Below are 23,816 nucleotides of genomic sequence, written 5' to 3' on the forward strand. Positions count from 1 at the left end.
CAAAACAGGCTTTTGGCCGGGCGTCGCGATTCCGGGACCGGAGCCCCGCCGTTCCGGGACCGGAGCCTCCCGGATCCGGGGTTCCGATCGCCGGAGTTCCGATCGCCGGGGTTCCGGGATCAGATCGCCGGAGTTCCGGGTTCCGATCGCCGGGTTTCCGGGATCAGATCGCCGCGAGCGCCGTGATGTAGTCCTTGAGGTCGCGTGCGTCGGGCAGACCGTTGACCACGGTCCAGCGGACGACGCCCTCCTTGTCGATGATGAAGGTGCCGCGCACCGCGCAGCCCTTCTCCTCGTCGAAGACGCCGTACGCCCGCGAGGTCGCGCCGTGCGGCCAGAAGTCGGAGACCAGCGGGTACTCCAGGCCCTCCTGCTCGGCGAAGACCCGCAGGGTGTGGATGGAGTCGTTGGAGACGGCGAGGAGCTGGGTGTCGTCGTTCTCGAACTGCGGCAGCTCATCGCGGAGCGCGCACAGCTCACCCGTGCAGACGCCGGTGAAGGCGAACGGGTAGAACAGCAGCACCACGTTCTTCTCGCCCCGGAAGTCCGAGAGCCTCACGGTCCGGCCGTGGTTGTCCTTCAGCTCGAAATCCGGGGCCTGGGTGCCGACCTCGATCGCCATGGAACGCGTCCCTTCGCTACGTCACCGCTTGACCGGACTGGGCCGTCCGGGTGGCACCCACCCTACGCATGGGCGGGGTACCGGCACGTACGAAGGCCCCCGGGGGCGTGATCGCCGCCGGGGGCCCCGGGTGATGAGAGAGCGGGTCAGCGCTTGCCCTTGGCCCCCTTGGGGGTGACCAGACGGCTGCCCGTCCAGTCCTTGCCCGCACTGATGCTCTTGGTCTGAGCGAGGCCGGCTGTCTGGGCAGCCTCATTGATGTCGCTCGGTTCGACGTATCCGTCACGGCCGGTCTTCGGCGTCATCAGCCAGACCGTACCGCCGTCCTCGAGCAGACCAATGGCATCCACCAGCGCGTCCGTAAGGTCGCCGTCCTCGTCACGGAACCAGAGCAGGACGACGTCGGCGACGTCGTCGTACTCCTCGTCGACGAGATCCTGGCCGGTAGTGGCCTCAATGCCCTCACGGAGCTCCAGCTCGACGTCGTCGTCGTAGCCGATCTCCTGGACCACTTGTCCGGGCTCGAACCCCAGGCGTGCAGCCGGGTTGGTCCGCTCCTCCGCGTGGTCCGCGGTCGCGCTCACGGGTTGCCTCCTGATCATGTTTCGGAAAATGCTTCAGCCACGCGCGTGCGCGGGGCGTTGGCCGTAGTCCACACGGGCTCGGCGAATCGCGCAAGTACCCAGCGTCCGAGACCGCCTAAACGGTGACGTTCCCTGCCACGTCGCCGCAACTCCGGGCGGTCTCCCGCGGGGCCCTCGATGTCGCCCAATCCGTATACGTCCTTCCTCAGCTTATGCCGTTTCGATCCGGCATTCGGAGCGGAACAGCCTTTGGGAACGCTTGGACGGCTTGGGCGTATGGTTGCGGTTTGGCCCGACCCATCCTTGTGCTGCCCCTACTCGTGCCCCGGACGTGACCGTTCGGAACCTCACGGTTACCCCGCGGTAGAGATGACGTTTACGCCCTCGCGGTACACGATGGAGGCGGCGCACAGCAGATGTCCCGGGGGTACGTTCCCCGTAACCAGGCCCCGTAGAGCAGCACCGAACAGCGAAGGAACAGCGTGGCTTCCGGATCCGATCGCAACCCGATCATCATTGGCGGCCTTCCGAGCCAGGTCCCGGACTTCGATCCCGAAGAGACCCAGGAATGGCTCGACTCCCTCGACGCCGCCGTCGACGAGCGAGGCCGTGAGCGGGCCCGCTATCTGATGCTCCGGCTCATCGAGCGCGCGCGGGAGAAGCGCGTCGCCGTGCCGGAGATGCGCAGCACGGACTATGTGAACACGATCGCCACGAAGGACGAACCGTTCTTCCCGGGCGACGAGGAGATCGAACGCAAGGTCCTCAACGCGACCCGCTGGAACGCGGCCGTGATGGTCTCGCGCGCCCAGCGTCCCGGGATCGGGGTCGGCGGGCACATCGCCACCTTCGCCTCCTCCGCCTCGCTGTACGACGTGGGCTTCAACCACTTCTTCCGCGGCAAGGACCAGGGCGACGGCGGCGACCAGATCTTCTTCCAGGGGCACGCCTCCCCCGGAATCTACGCCCGCGCCTTCCTGCTCGACCGGCTGGACGAGGCGCAGCTCGACGCCTTCCGCCAGGAGAAGTCGAAGGCGCCGAACGGCCTGTCCAGCTACCCGCACCCGCGGCTGATGCCGGACTTCTGGGAGTTCCCGACCGTCTCGATGGGCCTCGGTCCGCTCGGCGCGATCTACCAGGCGCGGATGAACCGCTACATGGAGGCGCGCGGTATCGCCGACACCTCCAAGTCGCACGTGTGGGCCTATCTGGGCGACGGCGAGATGGACGAGCCCGAGTCGCTCGGACAGCTGTCCATCGCCGCCCGTGAGGGCCTGGACAACCTGACCTTCGTCGTCAACTGCAACCTCCAGCGCCTCGACGGGCCGGTACGCGGCAACGGCAAGATCATCCAGGAGCTGGAGTCGCAGTTCCGCGGGGCCGGCTGGAACGTCATCAAGCTGGTCTGGGACCGCACCTGGGACCCGCTGCTCGCGCAGGACCGGACAGGCATCCTGGTCAACAAGCTGAACACCACGCCGGACGGGCAGTTCCAGACGTACGCCACCGAGACGGGTGCGTACATCCGTGAGCACTTCTTCGGCGACGACCCCCGGCTGCGCGACATGGTCAAGGACATGTCGGACCACCAGATCCTGCACCTGGGGCGCGGCGGGCACGACCACCGCAAGGTCTACGCGGCGTACGCGGCGGCCAAGGCCCACAAGGGCCAGCCGACCGTGATCCTCGCGCAGACGGTCAAGGGCTGGACCCTCGGGCCGAACTTCGAGGGCCGCAACGCGACCCACCAGATGAAGAAGCTCACGGTCGAGGACCTCAAGCGCTTCCGCGACCGGCTGCACATCCCGATCACGGACAAGCAGCTGGACGAGGGCTACCCGCCGTACTACCACCCGGGCCGCGACTCGGAAGAGATCCAGTACATGCACGACCGCCGCCAGGGTCTGGGCGGTTATGTCCCGACCCGTGTCGTGCGGTCGAAGCCACTGGCCCTGCCCGAGGACAAGACGTACGCGAGCGCGAAGAAGGGTTCGGGTCAGCAGTCGATCGCCACGACCATGGCGTTCGTCCGCATCTTGAAGGACCTCATGCGGGACAAGGAGATCGGCAAGCGTTTCGTGCTGATCGCGCCCGATGAGTACCGCACCTTCGGTATGGACGCGTTCTTCCCGAGCGCGAAGATCTATAACCCGCTCGGCCAGCAGTACGAAGCGGTGGACCGCGATCTGCTGCTCGCGTACAAGGAGTCGCCGACCGGGCAGATGCTGCACGACGGCATCTCCGAGGCGGGCTGCACGGCCTCGCTGATCGCCGCCGGTTCGGCGTACGCCACGCACGGCGAGCCGCTGATCCCGGTGTACGTCTTCTACTCGATGTTCGGTTTCCAGCGCACCGGCGACCAGTTCTGGCAGATGGCCGACCAGCTGGCGCGCGGCTTCGTGCTGGGCGCCACCGCCGGACGTACGACGCTGACCGGTGAGGGTCTCCAGCACGCCGACGGCCACTCGCAGCTGCTCGCCTCGACGAACCCGGGCTGTGTGGCGTACGACCCGGCCTTCGGGTACGAGATCGCGCACATCGTCAAGGACGGTCTGCGGCGGATGTACGGCGGGACGCCCGAGGAGAACGAGGACGTCTTCTACTACCTGACCGTCTACAACGAGCCGATCCAGCACCCGGCCGAGCCCGAGAACGTGGATGTCGAAGGCATCCTCAAGGGCGTGTACCGCTTCAGCAGCGGCGAGCGGGGGCAGATCCCGGCCCAGATCATGGCGTCCGGTGTGGCGGTCCCGTGGGCGGTGGAGGCACAGCGCATCCTCGCCGAGGAGTGGAACGTCAAGGCGGACGTCTGGTCGGCGACCTCCTGGAACGAGCTGCGCCGCGAGGCCGTGGACGTGGAGCGGTACAACCTGCTGCACCCCGAGGAGGAGCAGCGCGTCCCGTACGTCACGCGGAAGCTGTCCGGCTCCGAGGGCCCGTTCGTGGCGGTCTCGGACTGGATGCGTTCGGTGCCGGACCAGATCGCGCGCTGGGTGCCCGGCGCGTACCAGTCGCTGGGCGCGGACGGCTTCGGCTTCGCCGACACCCGCGGTGCCGCCCGCAGGTTCTTCCACATCGACGCGCAGTCGATCGTCCTCGCGGTGCTCACGGAGCTCGCGAAGGAGGGGAAGATCGACCGTTCGGCGCTGAAGACGGCGGTCGACCGCTACGACCTCCTGGATGTGGCCGCGGCCGATCCGGGCGCGGCGGGCGGCGACGCCTGAGCGCAGGCAGGCACACGCAGGCGCGTGCAGGCGCACGTGGACACACGTGCCGAAGGGCGGTGGGGCCGGTGGCCCCGCCGCCCTTCGGCGTGCCGGGCCGCTCCCGTCCCCGTCAGTTCTCCCAGATCTTGAAGGCCCTGACCTGGTACGGGGAGCGGGGCGTCCAGGTGCCGCCGCCCGGGTACGTCTCGAACTCGGCCGTCTCGGCGCACTCCGCCGACTGGTACGTCGTGACGGGCCGCCCGGTGCGGTTGGCGAGCGACTGCGCTTCGCCGCCGGCGGGCAGCGGGACACAGCTCTCGATGTCGACGGAGGACAGCTCATGGATCTGCCGGGCGCCGGTGAAGTCGGGCTTCCGCCAGAGGCAGAGCTGCCCCGCCCCACAGTTGCCGAGCGCGGCTCCTGCGGCCTTCGGCGCCGCATCGGGCTTCGGCGCGGTAGTGGGCTTCGGCGCGGTAGTGGACTTCGGCGCCGTGACGGCCTTCGGCGCGGTCCCCGCCGGGACCATGGCGGCGGCCGGTGGGACGAGCGCGGTGACGGCCAGGGCGGCCAGGGCCAGAACGGTCGTACGCATGGTGGATCAACCCCCGTTGTCGTGCGGATCCTCTGTCCGCACCCTGACCCGCCGGACGAGGCCCGGGGAAGGGGGCAGGGCCCGATCCACCCTGATAGGCGACAGCCCCGCCGGAGAGGTCCGGCGGGGCTGTCCATGGCACTGTGTTGACGAGTGCCGTGCCGGCGCTTCCGCGCCGTCGGGGCGGGTCAGATGTGGCCGACTCCGGCGCCCGCCTCGGCGTTGGCGCCGCGCTTGGTGAAGGTGGCGACCACGGCGGCGACCACGGCCACGACACCCGCGACGGTGAAGGCCAGGCCCATGCCGGACATGAACGTGTCGTGGATGACCCCGCCGATCCGGTCGATCACGTCGGGGGTCATACCGGGCGCCTTGGCCAGCTCCTCGGCGGGAACGATGCCGAACTCCGCGGCCTCTTCGAGCTTGGGGTCGATCGGGCCCGGCAGGCCCGCGTCCTTCCAGTTGCCCGCGAAGTCCGCGCTCACCTTGGCCGACATGACCGCGCCGAGAACGGCGGTGCCCAGGGCGCCACCGACCTGCATGGCGGCCTGCTGGAGGCCTCCGGCCACACCCGAGAGCTCCATCGGCGCGTTGCCCACGATGACCTCGGTGGCGCCGACCATGACCGGGGCGAGCCCGCAGCCGAGCAGGGCGAACCAGAGCGACATACCGAAGGTTCCGGTGCTCTCGCTCAGCGTCGTCATGCCGAACATCGCCACGGCGGTGCACACCATGCCACCGACCAGCGGCACCCGCGGGCCGAACTTGGTGATCAGCATGCCGGCGACCGGGGAGGCGACGATCATCATCGCGGTGAGCGGCAGCAGGTGCAGACCGCTGTCGACCGGGCTCATCCCGTGGACGCCCTGGAGGAAGAACGTCACGAAGAACAGGCCGCCCATGAAGGCGAAGGCCATCAGCACCATCAGGATGGCGCCCGCGGTCAGCGGGATGGAACGGAACATCCCCAGCGGGACGAGCGGCTCCTTGACCTTGGTCTCCCAGAAGCCGAAGACGAGGAAGAGGACGATCGCGAGTCCGAGGAAGCCGATGGTCTTGCCGTCGGTCCAGCCCCACGACTCACCGGCCTTGATGATCCCCCAGATGAGGGAGAACATCGCGCCCGAGAGCAGCAGGATTCCCACGATGTCGAAGGAGCGCGGCGCGTTGGCGGCGCGGTGGTCCTTGAGGATCACCAGGCCGAAGACGAGCGCGATGACGCCGACCGGTACGTTGATGAAGAAGACGGACTGCCAGCTGACGTGCTCGACGAGCAGACCGCCGACGATGGGACCGCCCGCGGTGGACGCGCCGATGACCATGCCCCAGATGCCGATGGCCATGTTCAGCTTCTCGGCGGGGAAGGTGGCCCGCAGCAGGCCCAGGGCGGCCGGCATGAGCAGCGCGCCGAACAGGCCCTGAAGGACCCGGAAGACGATGACGAAGGCGATCTCGCTGGAGAGGCCGATGGCACCGGACGCCACGGCGAAACCGGCGATGCCTATCAGGAACGTCTGGCGGTGACCGAAGCGGTCGCCGAGCTTGCCGGCGGTGATGAGGGCGACGGCGAGTGCGAGCAGATACCCGTTGGTGATCCACTGGACGTCGGCGAGCGAGGCGCCGAGATCCTTTTTGATCTCGGGGTTGGCGATCGCGACGATAGTGCCGTCGAGCGCCACCATCATCACGCCGATGGCGACGGAGAACAGCGTCAGCCAGGGGTGGCCGCGAAGCCCCTTGACCGGTGCGGGTACGGCGCTGTCGTCCGGCTCCCGCGGTGCCTTCTCGACGGTGGTCTGACTAGTCATACGGGGAGACTAGTGACAGCCACTGACAGTTGACAAACCAATTCACAAGTCAGTAACTGTCACGTAACTCACAGGCCAGACCGGCCGACCGGTCTAAGCTGAACTGCACAAAAAGGCGAAAAGAGGACGGGTAAGTGACGGACGGGCAGCGTACCGAGCACCCGGCAGGGCTGCGTGAACGCAAGAAACAGCGCACCCGCGATGCCCTGGTGCATGCCGCCCTCGTTCTCTTCACCACCCAGGGGTACGACCGGACCACCGTCGACGAGATCGTCGACGCGGTCGAGGTCTCCCAGCGCACCTTCTTCCGCTACTTCGCGAGCAAGGAGGAGGTCGCCTTCGCCGCCCAGGAGATGGTGGAGTCCCATTTCCTGTCGGAGTTGCGTCAACGCCCTGCCGACGAGGCCCCTTTCGAGGCAATGCGCCGGGCCGTCCTGTGCGCCTGGAACAGTATCGGCGAGACCATCGAGGAGCTCGTCACGGTCGACCTCCATATGCGGACCTACCAGTTGATCGAATCGCACCCGACCCTGCTCGCCGCCCATCTGCGGCGCTGCATCGATCTGGAGGACAGGATCGCCCGCCTGATCGCGGAACGGGAAGGGCTCGACGTGACGAGCGACCCCCGGCCGAGGGTGGCCGTCGCGGCGTTCTCCGGCGTGATGCGGGTGGCCGGACAGCTGTGGGGGCGGGGGCACGACCCGAGCGTCGAGTCCCTGCGCGACCTGACCGAGTGCTACCTGGACCAGCTCGCCCCCGCGCTCGCGGGCGACTGGCGACAGGACGCGCCCGCCCACGGTCCGTACTGTGCCGTACCTCTCGCCCCCGGCCATGACGGACCTCACACCCACGCGTCCGCCGCCGCGCGAACCGGGCGCCTGAAGCGGCGTCCGGGGTCCTGAGCGCGGCGGAGCGTACGGGCCGCACCTACGGAACGTGAGGAGCGGCGGCACCGATTCCCCGCAGCCGGGTGATGTGCGTCACCCTCGTAACGGCGGTCGTCACACGTCTCCTAGGGTGTGGAGCAGTGACTTCCTTCGACTCCTCCCCCACGTTGACCGCATGGCGCGCGCTGCTCGCCGTCGCGGTCGTGTTCGTGATGCTGGCGACCACGGGCTGGACCGCCGTACGCCATCAACGCTCCGACGAGCCACGCGAGATCGCACTCGCCTCGTGGGCCCGGGACCGGATAGCCGGTCACGCGCTGCCGGACGTCACCGCGCCGCCGTACCGGCTGGCCCACTTCTTCGCCACGCTGACCGCCGGACAGCAGGTCTCGCTGGCGGACAAGTACCCCCTGGTCGTGGGAAATCTGAACGGCGTCCCGGTCACCGTGCGCTACCACGCCAACCGGCTGGCCCTCAAACAGGCACAGGCCGTGGAACGGCTGCGCACGCACGACATCACGCTCTCCCCGGACGGCCGCGGCGAGGCCGTGCGCCGGATGGAACGCTTCCGGTCGATGCTCGCGAAGGACCGGCAGATCCTGTCCTTCGATCCGTCCGGAAAGGGCCGTGCCGCCGAGGTGTTCGGTGATCTCGACCGCGCCGAACGGGTCTCGGTCGTCGTGCCGGGTGTCGACACCAGTCTGCTGACACTGGAGCGGACGGCGAAGCGCAAGTACGCGGCGCCGGTCGGCATGGCGCAGTCGCTGTACGGGGCGGAGCGCGCCGCCCGCCCCGGAACCCGTACCGCCGTCATCGCCTGGGCCGACTACACGGCCCCCGCGGGCATCGGCATGGACGCGGCCCTCGGCCGGCTCGCGGCGGACGGGGCGGTCCGGCTCAACGCCATGGTGAGCGGGCTGCCGGGCACCTCGGCCGTCTCGCTCTTCTGCCACAGCTACGGCTCCGTGCTCTGCGGGGTCGCCGCCCACAAGGCGCCCTCCCGGGTGGCCGACATCGCGGTCGCGGGCAGCCCCGGCATGCGTGCCGACAGCGCCGAGCAGTTGGAGACCGACGCCCGGGTGTGGGCGATGCGGGACCGTGACGACTGGATCCAGGACGTGCCGTACCTCGCGGTCGGCGGGATCGGGCACGGTGCCGACCCGGTGGATCCCGACTTCGGGGCCCGGATCGTCTCGGCGGGAGACGCGATCGGCCACAGCGGCTATTTCGAGCCGGGCACCGAGAGTCTCAGCAACTTCGCCGCGATCGGCGTCGGCGCGTACGGTTCGGTCAGCTGTGCGGACGCCGACACCGCGTGCCGCAGCGGTATTTCCGGTCGGCGGGAGACCTGACGCGCGTGCGGAGTGGTGACCTTCCGATGAATGACGACTTACGTCGAGGGGGGACGGGCGGGGCTGTGCCGCATACGATGAGGCACATGGGTGATGTGCTGGCCGGAATTCATGCCACCTGGGAGTTCGACACCGACTCCTTGCTCATCCGCTTCGAACGGGGTATCCGCACGCCGAAGCTCTTCCAGAGCTTGCGTGAACGCCGCATCCCGCATGCGGCGTTGTCGTCGGTGACGCTGACCCCCGGCAAGCGGGGCACGGTGGTTCTTCGTGCGGTGCCGAGACCGGGCGCCGATCCACTCCTGGAGGCTGCGGCGGGACAGCTGAAGGACGGGTGCGACCCGTACCGCCTGGTACTTCCGGCGGAACGGGAGGTCCTCGCCGAGTACTACGCGGACGAGCTGCGCGCGCTGCTCGGACCCGATGACGGGCTGCCCGCCGACCGCTTCCTCGTCGCTGCCCCCGAGGCCCCGATGAACTTCAAGGCGTACGACGGCAGGGCCAGCTTCGACGGGGAGCGGATCTCCTTCCGGTGGTCGTGGACCGGAGCCTCCAGCGCCAAGTGGAAGGCCGGCGACCAGACCTTCCCGGTGGCCGAACTGTGCGGGGTCGAGTGGCGCTCGCCCGAGGCGCTCGACGGCTACCTCCGGCTCGTGCCCCGTACGGCGGTGGCGGTGGGCCACGGTGGGGCGAGCGGCCTGGGCGAGGCCTGTGGCCCGGCCGGACCCGTCGCCGCGGCGGGCACCGCACCCGGGACCGGCCGAGCGGTTTCCGGCCATTCGGCCCGTGCGGACCAGGATCCGGCCGCGGTGCTCTTCGGCCTCGGCTACGGCCCGGTCCACGAGTCGCTGCCCTTCGCCGCCGCCGTACTGGAATCCGTCCGCAGATCGCAGACCGCACCGGTCGGACCCGCCCCGGTCCTGGTCGGTGCCGGGCGGCGCGATCCCGCGGACATCGCCGAGCGGATACGGCACCTCGGGGAGCTGCACCAGGCGGGTCTGGTGACGGACGACGAGTACAGCGCGAAGAAGGCGCAGCTGCTCGCGGAGCTGTAGCTCCGGCCGGGGCGCGGCTCCACCCGACCCCGTACCCCGGTATGAGTGGCCGGGCGGCGGTCCGGCACCCCGGTATGACGCCGGGGTCCGGGTCGTCTGCCTACGCTGATCGGGCCATGTCCACTTCCCCCGCCGGGCCGCCGCCCGCCGATGGCCTGCTGAGCGCCGCCCGCCGCAATCTGCGCGAGCTCGCCCACGGGCTGTCCCACGCGTCCCATCCGCCCACACCGCTGCTGGCCGGTGCCCCGAAACGGTGGCAGCGGCTGTCTCCGTACGTGGTGGTGCTCGCCCTCGCCGCGAGCTTCATCCCGATCACCATCAACGTCCTGACCACGCGGTACGACGTACCGGGGGGTGTGGCCGGAGCACTGGCCGTCGGCCAGGCCGCCCCGTTGCTGATGCTGGCGCACCGGCCCCTGCAGGCCTGGTGGATCATCTTCCCCTCCGACATCCTCGGTGCGCTCGTCCTCCTGGCGCAGCCGGCCGGGAAGCTGGACATCTGGCCGTGGCCCCCTCCGGTGATCGTCGCCTATATGTTCGTGCTGCTGGCGATCGGGCTGCGGGAGACCCGGCGGACCGTGGTCTGTGTCTGGCTGTTGACGGGTGCCGCCGGTCTGGTGCTGCACCGGGTCGACCCCGAGCGCAGCAACGGCAGCGCGCTGTTGGTGTTCATGCTCGGCGCGGTCATGCTGGTGATCGGGGCCGCGGTACGGGAACGGGGCGAGGCGCAGCGCCGGCTCGCCGAGCAGGAGACCATCAGCGAGGCCGAGCGGGCACAGCGCACGCTCCTGGAGGAGCGGACCCGGATCGCCCGTGAGCTGCATGACGTGGTCGCGCACCACATGTCGGTGATCACGGTGCAGGCCGACTCCGCCCCGTACCGGATCGACGGGCTGTCGGACGAGGCGCGCGAGGAGTTCACGTCCATCGCCGCCAGTGCGCGGGAGTCGCTGGGCGAGATGCGGCGGCTGCTGTCGGTGCTGCGCAGCGATGGCACGGAGGGCGAACGCGCTCCGCAGCCCGGCCTGGACCGGGTGCAGCAGCTGGTGGAGGCGACGGTACGGGCGGGGCTGCCGGCCGAACTGTCGCTGGCGGCGGACCTCGGCGAGGTGCCACCGGCGGTGGACGTGTCGGCGTACCGCATCGTGCAGGAGGCGCTGGCGAATGTGATCCGGCACGCGCCGGGGGCGCGGACCCGGGTGTCCATCACGGCGGGCGCGGGTCATCTGACGGTGCTGGTCGTCAACAGCCCCGCGGAGCAAGCCCGTTCGCCGCTGGAGACGACGGGGACCGGGCACGGGCTGGTCGGGATGCGTGAGCGCGTACGGTTGACCGGCGGAACCCTGGACACGGGCCCGCTGCCCGACGGCGGATTCCGGGTGGCCGCCCGGCTGCCGCTGCCCCCGGCCAAAGCCCCGTCCGCACAGCAGACTTCGGAGGAATCGTGACCATCCGCGTGATCATCGTCGACGACCAGGCCATGGTGCGCGCGGGGTTCGCGGCGCTGCTGTCGGCGCAGAGCGACATCGATGTGGTGGGCGAGGCGCCGGACGGGCGCCAGGGCATCGAGGTCAGCCGGAACGCGCATCCCGACGTGGTGCTGATGGATGTCCGGATGCCCGAGATGGACGGACTGGCGGCGGCCCGCGAGCTGTTGAACCCGCCGGTGGGTGTGGTGCACCGGCCGAAGGTGCTGATGCTGACCACCTTCGACGTGGACGACTATGTGTACGAGGCGCTGCGCGCCGGTGCGTCCGGTTTCCTGCTGAAGGACGCCCCGCCCGCCGACCTGATCTCGGCGGTACGGGTGGTGGCGGCGGGCGACGCGCTGCTGGCGCCCTCCGTGACACGGCGCCTGATCGCGGACTTCGCGGCCCAGCGGCCGTCCGGGGCGTCCCGCGGCGGGCCCGCGCTGCGGCTGAACGGGCTCACCCCGCGCGAGAGCGAGGTGCTGGAGCTGATCGCGCGGGGGCTGTCCAACCAGGAGATCGCCGCGCGGCTGGTGCTGGCCGAGCAGACGGTGAAGACGCACATCGGCCGGGTGCTGGCCAAGCTGGACCTGCGGGACCGGGCGCAGGCGGTGATCTTCGCGTACGAGTCGGGGCTGGTGGCCCCGGGGGACACGGGGGCGTAGGAGTCACCGGGGGACGCGGGGCGCGGGAAGGCCACCGGGGGGCGTGGCGCGGGGGAAGGCCACCGGGGGCGTGGCCGGGCCCCACACCGCCGTACGGCCCTCCGCGCGGGCCGTTCCGGAGCCCGCGCGGACCGTCGTACGCCCCCCGCCCCGCCCCGCCCCGCCGGTCCCGGGCCCCATGTCGTACACCCCCTACCCAGGTATCACTTCGCACGTGGCTCCCCGGTGTGACGCCTCCTCACCCGTCGTCCTCCTACCTTCCTCTCCGTCGCGCCGATCGGCGTACGACAGCCGGAGAGGGAGGGCGAGATGCGTCGATACGCGAGGACCCTGGTCGCGGTCGCACTGGCGACCACCGTGGTGGCCGGGACGGCGGGGTGGGTGTCGGGGGACGCGCAGGCGGCCGTGACCGGGCCACCGCCGGGCAGCGCGTCCTGGCGGGCGGACCACACACGGGGGCAGGAACTGCCCGATCCGGGGCGGGCCACTCCGGGTGAAGTCGCGCGGTTCTTCCGGGGGTTGGGTGCGGCCGAGCAGCAGCGGCTGGTGGTGCGCCACCCGCTCGTCGTCGGCAATCTCGACGGTGTCCCGGTGGAGTTGCGCTACCGCGCCAACGCCCTGTCCCTGAGGGCCGCCGACGACCCCCGGTACCGGAGTCTCGCCACCCCCGGGCGGCGGATCCTCGCGTTCGACCCGCGTGGCCGGGGCCAGGTCGCCGAGGTGTTCGGGGACCTGCGGTCGGCGCGCCGAGTGTCCGTCGTGGTGCCCGGTTCCGACATCGACGCCGGGACCTTCGACCGGACGAACGACGTGTACGGCACTCCGGCGGGCATGGCGAGATCCCTGTACGCGCAGAGCGGTGCGGGCACCGCGGTCGTCGCCTGGGCCGGGTACACCACCCCGGTGGGCGTCGGTCTCGACGCCGCGACCGGGGGCCTGGCCGAGGCCGGGGCGGAGCGGCTGACCCGGTTCGCGGAGGGGCTGACGGCCGACGGGCTGCCCGAGCCCGCCGTCTTCTGCCACAGCTACGGCTCCGTGGTCTGCGGCCTCGCCGCGCCCCGGCTGCGCGCCACCGACCTGGTGGTCATCGGTTCCCCCGGGATGCGCGCCGACGACGTGGGCGATCTGCGCACCCGGGCCCGGGTCTGGGCGGCGAAGGACGCCACCGACTGGATCGACGACGTGCCGAACGTGGAGTTCGCCGGTCTGGGGCACGGCAGTGATCCGGCCGATCCGCGGTTCGGGGCGCGCCGGGTCCCCGCGGAGGACGCCGAGGGCCACACCGGCTACTTCGTGCCCGGGACGGATTCCCTGCGCGCCCTCGCCGCGATCGCGGACGGAGCGGAGCGAACCGCCAACACGGATGGGGCAGAACGAACGGCCGTCGCGGACGCCGCCCCGGACGGGGCCGGACGCACCGCCGTCGCGGACGGAGCCGGACGCACCGCCGTCCCGGACGGAGCCGGACGATGAGCCTCACGCGGCTTGCGGCGCGCGTCGACGCCCGCACCCCCGCCCACCGCGACCGGGCCGTCGACGGTCTGCGCGCGCTGGCCCTGCTCGCCGTACCGGCCGGGCACTGGCTGCTCGGCGGTTTCACGCTCGACGGCGGCGGCGCCCTGCACAACGCGAGCCCGCTCTCCACGTTCGGGTTCTTCGCCCCGGTCAGCTGGGTGCTCCAGATGCTGGGGATCTTCTTCCTGGTCGGCGGGTACGCCTCGGTGATCTCCTACCGCCGCCGGAAGTCCACGACCGGCGCCTGGCTGCGCGGCCGGCTGGCCCGGCTGGGCAGGCCCGTACTGGGGGTGACCGCGGTCTGGGCGGCGCTGCTCCCGGTGCTGTACGCGCTCGGGGTGCCCGGTGACACGCTGCGTACCGGGTCGACGCTGGTGATCCAGCCGCTCTGGTTCGTCGGGGTCTACACGGTGGTCACGGCCCTCACCCCTCTCTGTATCCGGCTCGCGAGGAGGATGGGCGGCTGGGCGGCCGTGCCGCTGCTGGCGTCGGTCGCCGTCGTGGACTTCCTGCGCTACGGGCCGCTCGCGGACTCCGTACCGTCCTGGCTGAGCCTGCTGAACATCCTGCCGGGCTGGCTCTTCGCGTATCAGCTCGGGGTGTCCTGGGGCGAGGGGCGCATCGGCAGGCGGGGCGCGCGGATCCTGCTCGTCGGCGGCGGTGTGCTGTTCGCGGCGCTGCTGCTCGCCTTCCACTACCCGGCGTCGATGGTCGGCGTGCCGGGCGAGGCACGCACCAACTCGCATCCGCCGTCGCTGCTGGTTCTGGCGCTGGCCGCCGCGCAGAGCGGTGCGGCGATCCTGCTGCGGGACCGGATCGGCCGGCTGCTGCGCCGCCCGCTGCTGTGGGCACCGGTCGTCGTCATCAATCTGTCGGCGATGACGATCCTGTGCTGGCACCAGACGGCGATGCTCGCGGCCGCCGTCCCGGCGTCGTTCGCCGGGGCCGTGCCGGGGCTGACGACCGGTCCCGACACGATGGGCTGGATCCTGGCCCGGCTGGCGTGGATGCCGCTGTTCGCCGGGCTGCTGGTGCTGATCGCCCGGTACGCGCGCCGCTTCGAGGCGCCCTGGCGGGCGGGCACCCGCACCGCGAACGCCCGCCGCGCGGTGGCGGGGCTGCTGGCGGCCGGGTTCACGGCGTTCGCGCTGGGACTGGCGTGAGCGGGGGCCGGGTGCGCGGCACGACCGGGCGCCTCAGCCCGCCCCCGGGTGCGCGGCACGACCGGGCGGCCCTCACCCCGCCCCCGGGGACGCCGCACGACCCGGCGCCCTCAGCCCGCCCCCGGGTGCGCCCGGCGGGCGCGGGGCAGCGGCGGCAGGTACTACTCGCGCGCCGCCGAGGTGCTGCTCATGTCCGGGTAGCGGTCCCCCGCCACCTGCCCGGCGATCGGCTCCAGCTCGGCCAGCTCCTCGGCCGTCAGCGTGAGCCGGGTCGCCGCGACGTTCTCCAGCAGGCGGCTGCGCTTACGGGTCCCCGGGATCGGGACCACGCTCAGGCCGTGCACCCCGGCGCGCTGCTGCACCCAGGCGAGGGCCACCTGCGCGGCCGTCGCCCCGTGCGCCGCCGCGATCCTGTGCACGGGCTCCAGCAGCGCGGCATTCGTCCGGGCGTTCTCGCCGGTGAAGCGCGGCTGGGCCTGCCGGAAGTCGCCGTCCGCCAGTTCCTTGCCCGCGTCGGCGAACGCCCCGGTCAAGAAGCCGCGGCCGAGCGGCGAGTACGGGACGAAGGCCACACCGAGTTCGGCCGCCGCCCCCACCGCGCTGGTCTCCACGTCCCGGCTGAAGAGCGACCACTCGGACTGGAGAGCGGCGATCGGGTGCACGGCGTGCGCCTCGCGCAGTTCCGCGCCGGTCACCTCGCTCAGTCCGAGCTGCCTGACCTTGCCCTGCCGGACCAGTTCGGCCATCGCCCCGACCGATTCGGCCAGCGGTACGAGGGGGTCCCGGCGGTGCATGTAGTAGAGGTCGATGACCTCGGTGTTCAGCCTGCGCAGACTGTCCTCGACGGCCTGCCGGACGTACGCGGGGTCATTGCGCACCCCTCGGTAGACCGGGTCGTCGGTCCGCTCGATGCCGAACTTGGTGGCCAGGGTGATCCCGTCGCGGTGCGCGCCGACGAACGGGGCGAGGAACCTCTCGTTGGCCCCGCGCCCGTACACATCGGCGGTGTCGAAGAGCGTGACGCCCGCCTCCAGCGCCGCTTCGAGGGTGTCGCGGGCCGCGCGCTCGTCGGTGTCCCCGTAGAACTCGCTGATGCCCATGCAGCCGAGCCCCTGTACGCCGACCCGCGGTCCGCCGCTGCCGAGCTCCGTGGTCGCGATCCTGTTGTCAGTCATCAGGCACCGGTCCTCTCCGGCGCCCGACGGGCGCCCGCATAGAAGTCGATCTTGTGATCGAGGACGGCGAGGGTGTCCTGGAGCTCCGCGATCCGCGCTGTCACATCACGGCGGGTCGACTCCAGCAGCTCCTGCCGCTCCTCGAAGGTGTGCTCGCCCTCGCGCAGCAGCTCGGCGTACCGGACCATGTCGGCGACCGGCATCCCCGTCAGCCGCAGCTTGCCGACGAAGCTCAGCCAGTCCAGATCGCGGTTGCTGAACCGGCGCTGACCCGTGTGCGAGCGGTCGACGTGCGGCATCAGCCCGATCCGCTCGTACCAGCGCAGCGTGTGCGCCGTGAGCCCGGTGAAGGCGACGACCTCGCTGATGGTGTAGCGGTCCCGGCCCTCGGGGCGCGGGTGCGCCTTCGGGGCAGCCGCGCAGGCGTCCGTCCGTACGGAAGTGCTCTCCATCACCGTCATGACCTCCACGCTAAATCCTTGGAGTGCGCTCTAAGCAAGTGGAGACCATGGACCACGAAGATCCCGAAGGCCCGGGACCCCGAAGGCCCGGGGCTCCGGAGGCCCGGGCGCCGGTTAGGCTCGGGGACATGGAGAGCCTGCGACTCATCGACACCTGGCCGGTCCCCACGGCGGCGGCGGCCGTCGTACGAGCGGACGGCACGGTCCTCGGCTCGCACGGCCCCACCGCGCACCGTTTCCCCCTCGCCTCGGTCACCAAGCCGCTGGCGGCCTACGCGGCGCTCGTGGCCTACGAGGAGGGGGCGGTCGAGCTGGACGAACCGGCGGGCCCCGAGGGCTCCACGGTGCGCCACCTCCTCGCGCACACCAGTGGCCTCGCCTTCGACGAGCACCGGGTGACGGCACCTCCCGGCAACCGGCGGCTGTACTCCAACGCGGGCTTCGAGGTGCTCGGCGACCACATCGCCAAGGCGTCCGGCATCCCGTTCCCGGAGTATCTGCGCCAGGCCGTACTGGAACCGCTCGGCATGACGTCGACGACCCTGGACGGCTCGCCCGCCCGCGACGGCGTCTCGACCGTCGACGACCTGGTCCGCTTCGCCGCCGAGGTCCAGGCCCCCCGCCTCCTGGACCCCCGTACGGTCCTCGAAGCCCAGACCGTCGTCCACCCGGGGCTCAAGGGTGTCCTGCCCGGCTACGGTCACCAGAACCCGAACGACTGGGGCCTCGGCTTCGAGATCCGGGACTCCAAGTCCCCGCACTGGACGGGCACTTCCTCGTCCCCGGCCACCTTCGGCCACTTCGGCCAGTCCGGTACGTTCCTGTGGATCGACCCGGTCGCGGGCGCGGCCTGCGTCGCCCTGGCCGACCGGGCCTTCGGCCCGTGGGCAGCAGAGGTGTGGACCCCGTTCACGGACGCGGTGCTGAGGGAGCTGGCGGCGTAACGGGGGGCAGCGCTCGGCGGGACGGACGGCACGCGCTCTCAGTCCGCCAGCTCCCAGATCAGCAGCTCCGCCGCCGTCTCCGCGACCGCTTCCAGGTCCTTCGATCCGGTGATCCGGGCCGCGTCGCCGGGACCCAGCTCCTCGCCGCCCAGGGCGACCCGGCCCCGTACCGCGTGCACGTACAGACGCGCCGCGTCCGGCACCGCCGTCCGCTCGCCCTCACCGAGTCTGCGCACATGGAGCATCGCCCCCGCTCCCGGGAGCGCGTACGGGGTGGAGCCGGCGATGCCGGGGACGACCTCGTACGACGGTTCGCCGCCCGGTTCCAGGGGTGCCAGCCACATCTGGAGGAACGTCAGCGGGACGTCCCCGTCGTTGCGTTCGACGTGGCGTACCCCGGCGGCCGCGCTCAGATGCTGAAGGTCACCGGCGCGTACGACGGTGGCGTGACCGGCGGAGTCGCGGTGGGTGAGCTCGCCCTCGACGACCCAGGTGACGATCTCCGTGTGGCTGTGCGGATGCTCGTCGAAGCCCGCGCCGGGGGCCAGACGCTCCTCGTTGCAGGCCAGGACCGCGCCGAAGCGGAGGTTGTCGGGGTCGTAGAAACGCCCGAACGAGAAGGCGTGCAGGGTTGCGATGCCTGCCTCCGCGTCCCCGCCCTCGTAACGGCTCTCGGACCTGTGTACGGAAATCACAGGTGCCACGGTAGCCCGGCCCCCCGACCACCTGCCCCGATAAGGCAATCTTGTGTACGTGCCCCGACCCGATCCTGAGCAGCCCGCTGCGAACGACGCCCACCTGCATGCCGCGACCCTGAAACGGCTGGAGCAGTCCTCCGGCCGGCTCGCCGCGAACGCGATTGCCCGCATGGACGAATCGCTGCCGTGGTACCGGGCCATGCCCCCGGAGAACCGGTCCTGGATCGGTCTGGTCGCCCAGGCCGGTATCGCCGCGTTCACCGAGTGGTTCCGGCATCCGGAGACCCCGCAGGCCATCTCCACCGATGTCTTCGGCACGGCTCCGCGCGAGCTGACCCGGGCGATCACGCTGCGGCAGACCGTCGAGATGGTGCGGACGACCATCGAGGTCATGGAGGCCGCGATCGAGGAGGTCGCCGCGCCCGGGGACGAATCGGTGCTGCGGGAGGCGCTGCTCGTCTACGCGCGGGAGATCGCCTTCGCGACCGCCCAGGTGTACGCCCAGGCCGCCGAGGCCCGGGGCGCCTGGGACGCCCGGCTGGAATCGCTCGTGGTGAACGCGGTGCTCTCCGGCGAGGCCGACGAGGGGGCCGTGTCCCGGGCCGCCGCGCTCGGCTGGAACTCCCCCGAACACGTCTGCGTCATTCTGGGCACCGCGCCCGACGGCGACAGCGAACTGACCGTGGAGGCGATCCGGCGGGCCGCGCGGCACGCCAAGCTCCAGGTCCTGACCGGTGTCCTGGGCAACCGGCTGGTCGTCATCGCGGGCGGCAGCGACAATCCGCTCCAGGTCGCCAAGGGTCTGATCGGCCCGTACGCGGCGGGCCCCGTGGTCGCCGGGCCCGTGGTGCCCGACCTGCTCGCCGCCACCCGGTCCGCGCAGGCCGCGGCGGCCGGACTGAAGGCGTGCTCCGCCTGGCAGGACGCACCGCGCCCGGTCCTGGCGGACGATCTCCTTCCGGAGCGCGCGATGGCGGGTGACCCCGCCGCACGGGACCAATTGGTGGAGGAGATCTACAGACCGCTGGAGGAAGCGGGCTCGGCGCTGTTGGAGACCCTGAGTGTCTATCTGGAACAGGCGAGCAGCCTCGAAGGCGCCGCCAGGATGCTCTTCGTTCACCCCAACACCGTGCGCTACCGGCTGCGACGTGTGACCGACGTCACCGGTTGGTCACCGTCCGATGTGCGCTCCGCGTTCACGCTGCGAATCGCCCTCATCCTGGGGCGCTTGGCGGCGGCGGATCCTCAGTCCTAGACTTTTGTTGGACTTCAACAATTCCCCCGACGGTTCTTCGTCCCTGTCCCCACGGGCGTACCGGGCCGTCCGCAAGAGAGAGTGTGAGGGTGCTCGTACTCGTCGCTCCCGGCCAAGGCGCTCAGACGCCCGGCTTCCTGACTCCCTGGCTCGACCTCCCCGGTGCCACCGACCGCATCGCGGCCTGGTCCGACGCCATCGGGCTCGACCTTGCCCACTACGGCACACAGGCCGACGCCGAAGAGATCCGCGACACGGCCGTGGCCCAGCCGCTGCTCGTCGCCGCCGGTCTCCTCTCGGCCGCCGCCCTGGACGCCTCCCCCGGTGTCATCGCGGGTCACAGCGTCGGTGAGATCACCGCCGCCGCCCTCGCCGGTGTCATCGACGACGAGGCCGCGCTCCGTCTCGTACGGACCCGGGGGCTCGGCATGGCCGAGGCCGCCGCGGTCACCGAGACCGGCATGGCCGCGCTGCTCGGCGGCGACCCCGACGTGTCGGTGGCCCACCTGGAGAAGCTGGGGCTGACCCCGGCCAACGTCAACGGTGGCGGCCAGATCGTCGCCGCGGGCACCGCCGAGCAGATCGCCGCGCTGGTCGCGGACATGCCCGAGGGCGTGCGCCGCGTGGTGCCGCTCAAGGTGGCCGGCGCGTTCCACACGCACCACATGGCTCCGGCCGTGGAGAAGCTGCGGGCGGCCGCCGAGGACCTCAAGGTCTCGGACCCGACCGTGACGTACGTCTCCAACGCGGACGGCAGGACGGTCGCCACCGGCACCGAGATCATCTCCCGGCTCGTCGGCCAGGTCGCCAGTCCGGTCCGCTGGGACCTGTGCATGGAGACCTTCCAGGCGCTCGGGGTCACCGCGCTCATCGAGGTGTGCCCCGGCGGCACCCTCACCGGGCTCGCCAAGCGGGCGCTGCCCGGCGTGAAGACCCTCGCGCTCAAGACACCCGACGACCTCGACGCGGCACGCGCGCTCATCTCCGAGCACGCGGGCGCCTAAGGAGCCCGAGAGCATGTCGAAGATCAAGCCCAGCCAGGGCGCCCCGTACGCACGCATCATGGGCGTGGGCGGCTACCGCCCCACCCGTGTCGTGCCGAACGAGGTGATCCTCGAAACGATCGACTCGTCCGACGAGTGGATCCGCTCGCGCTCCGGCATCGCCACCCGTCACTGGGCCTCCGACGAGGAGACCGTGGCCGCGATGTCCATCGAGGCCTCGGGCAAGGCCATCGCCGACGCGGGGATCACGCCCGAGCAGATCGGCGCGGTCATCGTCTCCACCGTCTCGCACTTCAAGCAGACGCCGGCCATCGCCACCGAGATCGCCCACAGGATCGGCGCGGGCAAGCCCGCCGCCTTCGACATCTCGGCCGGCTGCGCGGGCTTCGGCTACGGCCTGACGCTCGCCAAGGGCATGATCGTCGAAGGCTCGGCGGAGTACGTCCTGGTGATCGGCGTGGAGCGGCTCAGCGACCTCACCGACCTGGAGGACCGCGCGACGGCCTTCCTGTTCGGCGACGGCGCGGGTGCCGTGATCGTCGGCCCCTCCAAGGTGCCGGCCATCGGCCCCACGGTCTGGGGCTCCGAGGGCGACAAGTCCGAGACCATCAAGCAGACCGTGGCCTGGGACGATTTCCACACGACGCGTCCGGAGAAGTTCCCGGCCATCACGCAGGAGGGTCAGGCGGTCTTCCGCTGGGCCGTCTTCGAGATGGCGAAGGTGGCCCAGCAGGCGCTGGACGCGGCCGGGATCGCACCGGAAGACCTGGACGTCTTCATTCCGCACCAGGCCAACATGCGGATCATCGACTCGATGGTGAAGACCTTGAAGCTGCCGGAGCACGTCACGGTCGCCCGTGACGTGGAAACCACCGGCAACACGTCCGCCGCCTCGATTCCGCTCGCAATGGAGCGGCTCCTGGCGACCGGTCGGGCGAAGAGCGGCGACACCGCGCTCGTCATCGGCTTCGGGGCGGGTCTCGTCTACGCCGCGACGGTCGTTACCCTCCCCTAGGCACACCGGACCTTTTGGTCCGGTCACCCGAACCCTGAAGAAAACCATCGAAGGAGCGCCAACATGGCCGCCACCCAGGAAGAGATCGTCACCGGTCTCGCCGACATCGTCAACGAGATCGCCGGTATCCCGGTCGAGGACGTCCAGCTGGACAAGTCCTTCACCGACGACCTGGACGTCGACTCGCTGTCCATGGTCGAGGTCGTCGTCGCCGCCGAAGAGCGCTTCGATGTCAAGATCCCCGACGAGGACGTCAAGAACCTCAAGACGGTCGGCGACGCTGCCGACTACATCCTGAAGCACCAGGGCTGATCCAGCCCCGGTTCGTGTGTCGCCACCCGGCGGTGGCGCCGCTGATTCACGACCCTCTACACGTGGAGAAGATTTTCCAGTGATCCCGACCAATCGCACCGTGGTCGTCACCGGTATCGGCGCAACCACTCCGCTGGGTGGCGACTCCGCATCGACCTGGGAAGGTCTGATGGCCGGCCGGTCCGGCGTCAAGCCCCTCGAAGGCGAGCGTTTCGCCGAACTGCCCGTCCGGATCGCCGCCCTCGCGGCCGTCGACCCGGGCGATGTTCTGCCCCGTCCGCTCGCCCGCAAACTGGACCGCTCGGCGCAGTTCGCGCTGATCGCGGCCCGCGAGGCGTGGACGGACGCCGGCTTCACCGGTAAGGCCGGTGAGGACGAGAAGGTCCGCCCCGAGCGTCTGGGTACGGTCATCGCCTCCGGCATCGGCGGCGTGATCACCCTGCTCGACCAGTACGACGTGCTGAAGGAGAAGGGCGTACGCCGCGTCTCCCCGCACACCGTTCCGATGCTCATGCCCAACGGCCCGGCCGCCAACGTCGGCCTGGAGGTCAACGCCCAGGCCGGTGTCCACACCCCGGTCTCCGCCTGCGCCTCGGGCGCCGAGGCCATCGGGTACGCCGTCGAGATGATCCGCACCGGCCGTGCCGACGTGGTCGTCGCCGGTGGCACGGAGGCGGCGATCCACCCGCTGCCGATCGCCGCGTTCGCCAACATGATGGCGATGTCCAAGAGCAACGACGAGCCCGAGAAGGCCTCGCGCCCGTACGACACGGCCCGCGACGGCTTCGTCCTCGGCGAGGGCGCCGGTGTCGTCGTCCTGGAGTCCGCGGAGCACGCCGCCGCGCGTGGCGCCAGGGTCTACTGCGAGGTGCTGGGCCAGGGGCTGTCCGCGGACGCCCACCACATCGCGCAGCCCGAGCCCACCGGGCGCGGCATCGCCGCCGCGATGCAGAACCTGCTCGACTCGACGGACCTCAAGCCGTCCGAGGTCGTTCACCTCAACGCACACGCCACGTCGACCCCGCAGGGTGACATCGCCGAGATCAAGGCCCTGCGCAAGGTCCTGGGCGACGATCTCGACCATGTCGCGATCTCCGCGACCAAGTCGATGACCGGTCACCTGCTCGGTGGCGCGGGCGGCATCGAGACCGTCGCGACGGTCCTGGCGCTGTACAACCGGATGGCCCCGCCGACCATCAACGTCGAGCACCTCGACGACGCGGTGGAGGCGGACGTCGTCCGTGACAAGCCGCGCCCGCTGCCCGAGGGGCCGATCGCCGCGATCAACAACTCGTTCGGATTCGGCGGCCACAACGTGGTCCTGGCGTTCCGTTCGGTCTGACGCACCCGCGTACACGGCTGTGGCCCGCCTCCCCGGTCCGGGGAGGCGGGCCACAGCCGTGTACGGCTCTCACACCACCTGGTGCAGCCAGCGGACGGGCGCGCCCTCCCCGGCGTGCCGGAAGGACTCCAGCTCGTCGTCCCAGGGCTTGCCGAGGAGCTTGGCGATCTCCGCCTCCAGATCGCTCTCGCCGCGCACGGAGCGGGCCAGTGCGGCCCGCAGCCGGTCCTCCGGGACCAGGATGTCCCCGTGCATGCCGGTGACGGCGTGGAAGATGCCCAGCTCGGGGGTGGAGCTGTAGCGCTCGCCCTCGGCGGTGGGAGACGGCTCGGCGGTCACCTCGAAGCGCAGCAGATCCCAGCCCCGGAGCGCCGAGGCGAGCTGCGAGGCGGTGCCGGGCCGGCCCTTCCAGGAGAATTCGGACCGCCAGGTGCCGGGGGCGGCCGGCTGTCTGATCCAGTCGAGCTGGACCCGCACACCGAGGACACCCGCTACCGCCCACTCGACATGTGGGCACAGCGCGCGCGGTGCGGAGTGAACGTACAGGACTCCACGTGTCGTCACCGGGACCTCCAGTGTGGGACGAGGTACGCCTTCCCCAGCGGCCTCATACCCGTACCGTCTCTTTTCGGCCAGTTACCGAGGTTGTCATCAGTAAACAGCATCGGGAGTTAATCTCCTGAAAAGGGACA

General features: G+C 70.9%; 22 protein-coding genes. 14 read left to right on the forward strand and 8 right to left on the reverse strand.

Going from position 1 to position 23,816, the window contains the following annotated elements; translation table 11 throughout:
- Positions 1–163: 163 nt before the first annotated feature.
- Entirely contained in the window at positions 164–622 is a 459-nt protein-coding gene (locus tag OHA98_RS30900) for a peroxiredoxin (protein ID WP_266930370.1), read from the reverse strand.
- A 146-nt stretch (positions 623–768) separates the two neighbouring features.
- Positions 769–1,206: a DUF3052 domain-containing protein gene (locus tag OHA98_RS30905; RefSeq protein WP_266930372.1), complete on the reverse strand. Its 438-nt coding sequence runs from the start codon at positions 1,204–1,206 to the stop codon at positions 769–771.
- Positions 1,207–1,688: 482 nt separating this feature from the next.
- Between OHA98_RS30905 and aceE the strand changes: the two genes are divergently transcribed.
- A complete protein-coding gene (gene aceE, locus OHA98_RS30910; protein ID WP_266930373.1) occupies positions 1,689–4,430 on the forward strand; it encodes a pyruvate dehydrogenase (acetyl-transferring), homodimeric type in 2,742 nt (913 codons plus the stop codon).
- A gap of 112 nt (positions 4,431–4,542) precedes the next feature.
- Here aceE and OHA98_RS30915 read toward each other — a convergent pair whose 3' ends face one another.
- Complete coding sequence (locus OHA98_RS30915; protein WP_266930375.1) at positions 4,543–5,004, reverse strand: peptidase inhibitor family I36 protein; 462 nt, start codon at positions 5,002–5,004, stop codon at positions 4,543–4,545.
- 188 nt (positions 5,005–5,192) lie between these two features.
- Positions 5,193–6,812 (reverse strand): MFS transporter, encoded by a 1,620-nt coding sequence (locus OHA98_RS30920; protein WP_266930377.1) that lies wholly within the window; start codon positions 6,810–6,812, stop codon positions 5,193–5,195.
- A gap of 134 nt (positions 6,813–6,946) precedes the next feature.
- On the opposite strand from OHA98_RS30920, the gene OHA98_RS30925 reads away from it, so the two are divergent.
- The 7 genes from OHA98_RS30925 (at position 6,947) to OHA98_RS30955 (ending at position 14,918) form a co-directional block, all read left to right on the forward strand.
- A complete protein-coding gene (locus OHA98_RS30925) occupies positions 6,947–7,714 on the forward strand; it encodes a TetR family transcriptional regulator (protein WP_266930378.1) in 768 nt (255 codons plus the stop codon).
- Between the two features lie 125 nt (positions 7,715–7,839).
- A complete protein-coding gene (locus OHA98_RS30930) occupies positions 7,840–9,051 on the forward strand; it encodes an alpha/beta hydrolase (protein ID WP_266930380.1) in 1,212 nt (403 codons plus the stop codon).
- A gap of 86 nt (positions 9,052–9,137) precedes the next feature.
- Entirely contained in the window at positions 9,138–10,106 is a 969-nt protein-coding gene (locus OHA98_RS30935) for a DUF4429 domain-containing protein (RefSeq protein WP_266930381.1), read from the forward strand.
- A gap of 116 nt (positions 10,107–10,222) precedes the next feature.
- Positions 10,223–11,554, forward strand: coding sequence for a sensor histidine kinase (locus OHA98_RS30940; RefSeq protein WP_266930383.1), 1,332 nt, complete (start codon positions 10,223–10,225; stop codon positions 11,552–11,554).
- Entirely contained in the window at positions 11,551–12,240 is a 690-nt protein-coding gene (locus OHA98_RS30945; RefSeq protein ID WP_266930384.1) for a response regulator transcription factor, read from the forward strand. Before OHA98_RS30940 ends, OHA98_RS30945 begins: the two co-directional genes overlap by 4 nt.
- A gap of 309 nt (positions 12,241–12,549) precedes the next feature.
- On the forward strand, positions 12,550–13,713 hold the full coding sequence (locus OHA98_RS30950; protein WP_266930386.1) for an alpha/beta hydrolase: 1,164 nt from the start codon (positions 12,550–12,552) through the stop codon (positions 13,711–13,713).
- Positions 13,710–14,918, forward strand: a complete 1,209-nt coding sequence (locus OHA98_RS30955) for an acyltransferase (protein WP_266930387.1) — start codon at positions 13,710–13,712, stop codon at positions 14,916–14,918. Before OHA98_RS30950 ends, OHA98_RS30955 begins: the two co-directional genes overlap by 4 nt.
- Positions 14,919–15,079: 161 nt before the next feature.
- Here OHA98_RS30955 and OHA98_RS30960 read toward each other — a convergent pair whose 3' ends face one another.
- Both OHA98_RS30960 and OHA98_RS30965 read right to left on the reverse strand, forming a co-directional pair.
- A complete protein-coding gene (locus tag OHA98_RS30960; RefSeq protein ID WP_266930388.1) occupies positions 15,080–16,093 on the reverse strand; it encodes an aldo/keto reductase in 1,014 nt (337 codons plus the stop codon).
- On the reverse strand, positions 16,093–16,554 hold the full coding sequence (locus OHA98_RS30965; RefSeq protein ID WP_266930390.1) for a MerR family transcriptional regulator: 462 nt from the start codon (positions 16,552–16,554) through the stop codon (positions 16,093–16,095). Before OHA98_RS30965 ends, OHA98_RS30960 begins: the two co-directional genes overlap by 1 nt.
- 128 nt (positions 16,555–16,682) lie before the next feature.
- On the opposite strand from OHA98_RS30965, the gene OHA98_RS30970 reads away from it, so the two are divergent.
- Positions 16,683–17,498 (forward strand): serine hydrolase, encoded by an 816-nt coding sequence (locus OHA98_RS30970; protein ID WP_266930392.1) that lies wholly within the window; start codon positions 16,683–16,685, stop codon positions 17,496–17,498.
- A 38-nt stretch (positions 17,499–17,536) separates the two neighbouring features.
- Here the strand turns inward: OHA98_RS30970 and OHA98_RS30975 are convergent, their stop codons facing one another.
- Complete coding sequence (locus OHA98_RS30975) at positions 17,537–18,193, reverse strand: pirin family protein (RefSeq protein WP_266930394.1); 657 nt, start codon at positions 18,191–18,193, stop codon at positions 17,537–17,539.
- Between the two features lie 58 nt (positions 18,194–18,251).
- Between OHA98_RS30975 and OHA98_RS30980 the strand changes: the two genes are divergently transcribed.
- The 5 genes from OHA98_RS30980 (at position 18,252) to fabF (ending at position 23,124) form a co-directional block, all read left to right on the forward strand.
- Positions 18,252–19,451, forward strand: a complete 1,200-nt coding sequence (locus OHA98_RS30980; protein WP_266930396.1) for a CdaR family transcriptional regulator — start codon at positions 18,252–18,254, stop codon at positions 19,449–19,451.
- Positions 19,452–19,540: 89 nt separating this feature from the next.
- Entirely contained in the window at positions 19,541–20,455 is a 915-nt protein-coding gene (locus OHA98_RS30985; RefSeq protein WP_266930398.1) for an ACP S-malonyltransferase, read from the forward strand.
- Positions 20,456–20,468: 13 nt separating this feature from the next.
- The gene (locus OHA98_RS30990; RefSeq protein ID WP_266930400.1) at positions 20,469–21,470 is read left to right on the forward strand and encodes a ketoacyl-ACP synthase III; all 1,002 of its coding nucleotides are present in this window, start codon (positions 20,469–20,471) and stop codon (positions 21,468–21,470) included.
- A gap of 63 nt (positions 21,471–21,533) precedes the next feature.
- Positions 21,534–21,782 (forward strand): acyl carrier protein, encoded by a 249-nt coding sequence (locus tag OHA98_RS30995; RefSeq protein WP_032761948.1) that lies wholly within the window; start codon positions 21,534–21,536, stop codon positions 21,780–21,782.
- A gap of 79 nt (positions 21,783–21,861) precedes the next feature.
- Positions 21,862–23,124: a beta-ketoacyl-ACP synthase II gene (fabF, locus tag OHA98_RS31000; protein ID WP_266930403.1), complete on the forward strand. Its 1,263-nt coding sequence runs from the start codon at positions 21,862–21,864 to the stop codon at positions 23,122–23,124.
- 69 nt (positions 23,125–23,193) lie between these two features.
- Here fabF and OHA98_RS31005 read toward each other — a convergent pair whose 3' ends face one another.
- Positions 23,194–23,688, reverse strand: a complete 495-nt coding sequence (locus tag OHA98_RS31005; RefSeq protein ID WP_266930405.1) for a DUF3145 domain-containing protein — start codon at positions 23,686–23,688, stop codon at positions 23,194–23,196.
- Between the last annotated feature and the right edge of the window lie 128 nt (positions 23,689–23,816).

It is taken from the genome of Streptomyces sp. NBC_00654 (assembly GCF_026341775.1).
In the GTDB taxonomy this organism is placed as follows: Bacteria; Actinomycetota; Actinomycetes; order Streptomycetales; family Streptomycetaceae; genus Streptomyces.